The following is a 2,098-nucleotide window of genomic DNA, read 5'->3' as shown; positions in this document are numbered from 1 at the left end:
CTACTTCACCCCGCTGCCAATCCGCTTGGCAGCCTAACCCCGGCAGAGGCTCCACTTATCAACGCGGAAAATCTGTTCAGACAACCGGGACCAGCTCACAACATCGACTCCCGATGGGCGATTTACGAAACTGGGACAAATGTTGAATGGCTTAAGAAGGCATTTGAGGCACTTACATCCAGTGTGCAGGCCCCACTTAAGCGAAAGACGAACACGCGTTCGTCCGGACCGCTCTGAAGGCCACGCGGCGCGTTTCTATGGTCAGTGAACTGTGACGGCCGGGTCGGGCGGCACAGATCGTCGCCCTACACGAGGCAACATCCACTCCGTCTTATCCTACGGGCCAGGCCTAGGATGGGGATGACGATGAGCGCCCGCAATTCGCGGTATGCTCACATAGCGTCGCCCGATTCACCGCTACCGCCGGCTCTATGATCTGACAAGACCAGAGCGCCTAATGGGGCCGCAATGGTTGAAAAAATCTTGTCGACTTCACGACGTATCGTACCGTGGCATTCGCACGCCGCCGCTGCGAGCCGAAATTGGTCGACAACGATTTGGCCTCGCCGATCCGATCGGATCGCTCCGGACGCACGCAGATTGCGCATTAGGAGCGTCACCGTTGTTCGTCGTACGCCGAGTATCTCCGATAGCGTTTCGTGAGTCAGCGGCAGGTTATCGGTGTCGATACGGTCGCGAAAATTTAGCAGCCAGCGTGCCATCCGGGCCTGCACCGGGTGCAGTGCGTTGCAGGCTCCGCCAAGCTGAAGCTGCAGCAGCATCGCGCTGATGTGGCTCTGGACCGCACGCCGGATTGTGGGGCTGCGGCTAAAAGCGGCGTGAAACCGCGAGACGGGAATCCGCGAGGCGGTGCCTGTCGCGCGAACGATGGCCGTGATGGCGGAGGGTGACGAGCCCAGCACGGAAAGTGTGCCTAGAGCGCCCTCGCATCCGATTACAGCACTAGCAACGGTCTGCCCATCCGCCATGTCGATCATGAGAGAGATGACGCCGCTATGAGGGAAGACGACATGCTCGACCTGGTCCCCCACTCGCGACAGCAGCGCATCCTGATCGAGTGCGACCCTCTCCAGATCCGGTGTGAGCAGAGCAAAATCCTCTGACGGCAGTGCTGCCAGAAGGCGGTTGCCGATCCCGCCAGCACGCGTCACAGCAGATGCCCCTTACGACGCTCAAGTCCGGCTTGTGTTCGTATAACGTGATTCAAGGGGCCTGCATACGGCTTCGTTCTCAACAACCAAACTCCTTCTGTCAGTAAGCGCCAGTCGACTGTTCTGCTCACCGCGCCCTTAGCTTAGATGCAAATGCATTGGACAAGACAATTGCGAAATGCGCATGGGTAACATCGTATGGGCAGCGGCTTGTTCTGCCCGGCAAACTTCGAACTTTCGTGGCGCAAACTAGCGCGCCCCCGCAATGTCTTCGCTTGCGAGCGAAGATGTGGCCTCGAACGAAAATAAAACGAAAGTTCCTGCGACAGGAATAGTGAAGGGTGATTCCGACGTGCCCGTGTTTGGACTCACGGGAATTGCCCGGCATTCTTGACGAGCTTCCGGTCAGGGGCCGGCCCTTGCGATCTCCAGACCGCTCATTGCCTAGTGGTCGACTTGCGAATGCCCACGTGGCGACGTCGGCTTGCGTCCCGGTCCATGCCTGGGCAGTTGAAGTCGGTATGGACTATGTAGCCGACACGAGGTGTCGGTCTACTCGTCGTGCAAAAGCGGCCAACTTGCGTTTTCGCTAAGCCTGACGCTCATCCCATCTGGCAACTTCTCACGCCTAGAACACGTTCTGCAAAGGCTTAAGGTTGCGCGAAATGCTTACTATCAACATCAACTGGGAGTACTTTCTCGCGACTGTAGGGACGCTGATCGTGCTGGCGTACTACGCGAACGGACGATTCACGAAACTGGAGAAAAATGTTGAATGGCTCAAGGCAATTGAGGCGCTCACGCAGAGCGGCCAAGCTGCGCGTAAACTAGACGATCGATTCCAAGAAATCTGCGTCGGAACTGATTGGGTGTTGGCGGATTCCTCGTTTGCGATTGGCGCAATGAGGAGCGACATCATGGCAGGA

2 protein-coding genes are annotated in these 2,098 nt (G+C 57.7%); one reads left to right on the top strand and one right to left on the bottom strand.

From position 1 onward, the window contains the following. Positions 1 to 392: 392 nt before the first annotated feature. Positions 393 to 1,172: a Crp/Fnr family transcriptional regulator gene (locus IVA80_RS04960; RefSeq protein ID WP_247426114.1), complete on the bottom strand. Its 780-nt coding sequence runs from the start codon at positions 1,170 to 1,172 to the stop codon at positions 393 to 395. A gap of 665 nt (positions 1,173 to 1,837) precedes the next feature. Here IVA80_RS04960 and IVA80_RS04955 point away from each other — a divergent pair. Further along, positions 1,838 to 2,098 (top strand): hypothetical protein (locus tag IVA80_RS04955; protein ID WP_247426112.1); only part of this gene is annotated, 261 nt, incomplete at its 3' end.

The organism is Bradyrhizobium sp. 139, from assembly GCF_023074175.1.
Lineage (GTDB): Bacteria > Pseudomonadota > Alphaproteobacteria > Rhizobiales > Xanthobacteraceae > Bradyrhizobium.
Note: the sequence above shows the minus strand (reverse complement) of the source record. Positions and strands in the feature narration are given on the sequence as shown.